3 protein-coding genes and 1 pseudogene are annotated in these 3,384 nt (G+C 55.6%); 3 read left to right on the forward strand and 1 reads right to left on the reverse strand.

The features are described 5' to 3' along the window. From B0E41_RS00440 to B0E41_RS00450, 3 genes and pseudogenes are all read left to right on the forward strand, one after another. A pseudogene (locus tag B0E41_RS00440) lies at nucleotides 1-230 on the forward strand (DDE-type integrase/transposase/recombinase); the annotation flags it as partial. A gap of 182 nt (nucleotides 231-412) precedes the next feature. Next, a complete protein-coding gene (locus B0E41_RS00445) occupies nucleotides 413-1,039 on the forward strand; it encodes a DUF1353 domain-containing protein (protein ID WP_077327537.1) in 627 nt (208 codons plus the stop codon). Beyond that, nucleotides 1,030-2,169, forward strand: a complete 1,140-nt coding sequence (locus tag B0E41_RS00450; RefSeq protein ID WP_171984617.1) for a caspase family protein — start codon at nucleotides 1,030-1,032, stop codon at nucleotides 2,167-2,169. Before B0E41_RS00445 ends, B0E41_RS00450 begins: the two co-directional genes overlap by 10 nt. Nucleotides 2,170-2,442: 273 nt before the next feature. Here the strand turns inward: B0E41_RS00450 and B0E41_RS00455 are convergent, their stop codons facing one another. After that, nucleotides 2,443-2,850, reverse strand: coding sequence for a hypothetical protein (locus tag B0E41_RS00455; RefSeq protein WP_077327543.1), 408 nt, complete (start codon nucleotides 2,848-2,850; stop codon nucleotides 2,443-2,445). Nucleotides 2,851-3,384 lie beyond the last annotated feature (534 nt).

Here is a 3,384-nt window from a genome sequence, read left to right on the forward strand (position 1 = left end):
AGGACGCGCTGGCCATGGCGTGGTGGCGCCGCCGACCGCTGCCTGGTCTGATATTCCACAGCGACCGTGGCAGCCAGTATTGCAGCGGTGAGTTCCAGGACGCTTTGAAGGACTGGAAGATGCGCTCATCGATGAGCAGGAAGGGCAACTGCTGGGACAACGCGCCGACCGAGAGCTTCTGGGGCCGACTGAAAACGGCCAGCGTGCATGGGCACAAGTTCGCCACCAGAGACCACCGCAACTTCACTACACCCATCGCCAAGAAAGTTCATCCACTGGGCGGATGATGAAGAGAGGTTCGCAGCAAGCATTGGTTCGCGCAATGCAAGTCGTCCGTCGTCATAATCCGTAAGCCTGAGATGGAACTGACTCAGGCGTACGCCTCTGACAAGTTCCGCAAGGAGAACCGCGCATGAACCTGAGCCGTCGTCACCTAGTAGCCCGCGTCGCCCCGGGGGCCATCGCCGCTGGCGCCGTCGCAACGCTTGGAATCTGGTCGGGGCCAAGCAAAGCTGTTGGACAGAGCAATATGCCAGAACGCGACAAGTGGCTGGCTGACTGGCTAAGCACGCGCCGCCTTGGTCCGCCACTTCACGTGCAGAAGTTCCCTGAACGAATCTACATCCTGCTTCAACCAATAAGCTGGGCTCCAGAACCAAGTCAGGCGCCCCTTCCGTCCGTAACCGCACCTCGCGGATTCGTTACTGACTTTGCAAGCGTTCCCCGCCTCTTCTGGACCCTGTTGCCTCCGGATGGAGCGTATACATACGCAGCCGTTCTGCACGATTTCCTGTATTGGGAACAATCCATATCACGCCCTGCTGCAGACGAAGTTTTAAAATTTGCAATGCAAGAACTAAAGGTCGCTACGACAACTTCGGATGCGATTTACACGGCTGTCAGGACATTCGGATCGTCGGCGTGGGATGACAACGCCCGCCTCAAGTCTCAAGGCGAGAAGCGCGTTCTGCAGAAGTTTCCGGACGATCCGGCTGTTACATGGGAAGAATGGAAGAAGAGGACAGATGTATGGTACTAGCACTAGGCTATCCCGTACGTCGAGTCCTGACTACTTTTGTTCTCGCCGGTCTCTTGTCGCTAACAGCCGGCCGCGCCGAGGCTGAAGCCCGACTGGCGCTGCTGATTGCAAATGAGTCGTACGATCCAAAATTGGGGGTACTGAAGCAACCTAAGACGGATGTTGCGCTGATCGAAACCTCGCTACGCAAACTAGGGTTCCAAATCGAGAAGATTGGCGACGCGGGGTTCGTCGATATCCATAGAGCAATATCGAGGCACACCGCTAGGGTGAGAGGCGCCGGAGACAATGCCCTGAGCTTCATCTACTACGCTGGGCATGGCGTCTCGCATCCACAGCTCAAAGCCAACTACCTTATTCCCACGGATGTGACCGAGTGGGACGACAGCAGCGTCTGGGAACGACTGATTGACCTGAAGGCGGACTTGATTGACAAGCTACGAGCAAGCTCTCCGGCGGCGTTCCACTTCGTCGTATTCGACGCATGTCGAAATGAGCTTCAGATAACAAGTAAAGATCGACCAATTCAAATAGGTGGCAAGGCCTTTGTAGCTACACCGCAGGCATCTGGCGTTTTGGTTGCGTACGCGACGCAGGAAGGAATGACTGCGCCGGATTCTGGAAACTACGCCAAAGCCCTGGCGCGAAATCTAGAGATACCAGATGTAGAAGCCGTAACGATGTTCAGGAATGTACAGTTGGAAGTTCAGGCGAGCAACGGTCAGCAGCCATTCGTCATTTGGTCTGGTCTACAGCGCATTTATTTTATGAGCTCTGCCACTCAGGCCACGACACCCGCTAACCCTTCCAACCAACTTATCTACAAGTCATGCCGACTACCAGAGTTTGGGCAAGAAGGCTGGCTTCGAACAGAAGAACATACGGGAAGCACTGGGTGGGTCGGCGGTGGCAACAATCAAAGATGGGGCTGTGACCGAGTTGCTGCAAGTTTCATCGCGCAACGTGCAATCGGACAGCGAAACAAGGTTGAGCACCTTTCGTCGTCAGAACGCAGCAACAAGGATCTCCTTGGGCACGTCACCTACGACTACTCATGCAAGGTAAGAGTTAGTTGGGATCCTCTGTATCTAGAGAGGCGAGATGCAAAGTGTGGCATAGAGAAGCAGTAGAACTGCTGCCTGCGAGATGACGCCTAACCAATCATGAGTTGGCCCACTCGCCCCCGAGCATGAAAGCCCAGTGGAATTGATCTATGTGGCAAGAGTTTTTAGGGGACTACTGCACAGGCTCACTGCAACTCTGAAGATTCTGTCATCGCAACTTTGACTAAGCGAGACCTAAGTCATTGATTCATATAGGCTCAAAAAGAGTGCAACTTTGGTGATGTCCAGGTGGAAGGGTTGGACGTCGCGGTAGGAGCGCGCTGCCACCTTAAGCTGAGCCTACGGTTCGTCGGCATCATCGTCTTCGAGCTCCCAGCTTGAGAGGTTGTCCACCGGCTTCGGCAACCTGCCTTCGAGCCACTCCTTGCATAGCGCTGGAGTGAATGAGGTATGTGTTGGCTCAATTATCCAGGAAAGGTATTCCTTGGGGCCGCCGTTCAAGTAGACCGGCGGTGACACCGGCTTGAAGACTGAAGGCAGTGGCTCCTCAATGGAAACGTAGTTGAGGATGTGACCAAGCTCCTGCACAACTCGCCAAGCCATAGGGTGCTCAATGTCGATACCAAATTTGACCCACCACAGACCGCCCTCCTGCACACCGCTGCTTATATGACCTCGCAGAGTCGGCACTCTCGCTAGAAACTCGACGAGTGGCGCAATTCGCGGATCTGTGGGCGTGCTGGGCATTTGGGTCCTTAATCAATGAAAGGGACTTCCCCGCCCCGGGTGGTCCGTGCATTTGCGCGGTACGGCATCAAAGTGCCACGATGGGAAATTCGATCTCTCATCAACTCACTCGCTTGTTGGAAGAAGAATTCCATGAGCATTGTCACTTTCGGAATCGATCTTGCCAAGCACGGGCTTGCGAGTTTGACTCCACAAAGCCTGCCGACCACTGCAACCCGAAGGACAGCTTCGTGCAGCCGAGTCGAACTCCTGCTTTGGGTCGACTTGCGCCGGCTGGGGCCTGAGCAAGCGGGCGGTCGGTCCAACTCCATTGTTGAGTGTCGGCTTCCTGGTGCGGGCAAGAACTGGTGGTCTCGGCCAGGAGCTGCCGGATGGCCAAGGGAAAAGCAGTCGCTCAACGCTGAAGGGTAAGCGTCCGGCCATCCCACCCTTGAGGTCGGCGGCATAAGTGGCAACGATGGTGTCCACCAAACGAGATAGGTGGACACCATGACCGAAGCCAAGAACAAGACCCGTCGGCGCCACAGCGCCGAG

The organism is Hydrogenophaga sp. A37, assembly GCF_002001205.1.
Lineage (GTDB): Bacteria > Pseudomonadota > Gammaproteobacteria > Burkholderiales > Burkholderiaceae_C > Hydrogenophaga.

Excerpts from the sequence above, each read along its gene's own strand:
- B0E41_RS00445 (WP_077327537.1), top strand. The coding sequence starts at position 413 with ATGAACCTGAGCCGTCGTCACCTAGTAGCCCGCGTCGCCCCGGGGGCC.
- B0E41_RS00450 (WP_171984617.1), top strand. The coding sequence starts at position 1,030 with ATGGTACTAGCACTAGGCTATCCCGTACGTCGAGTCCTGACTACTTTT.
- B0E41_RS00455 (WP_077327543.1), bottom strand. The coding sequence starts at position 2,850 with ATGCCCAGCACGCCCACAGATCCGCGAATTGCGCCACTCGTCGAGTTT.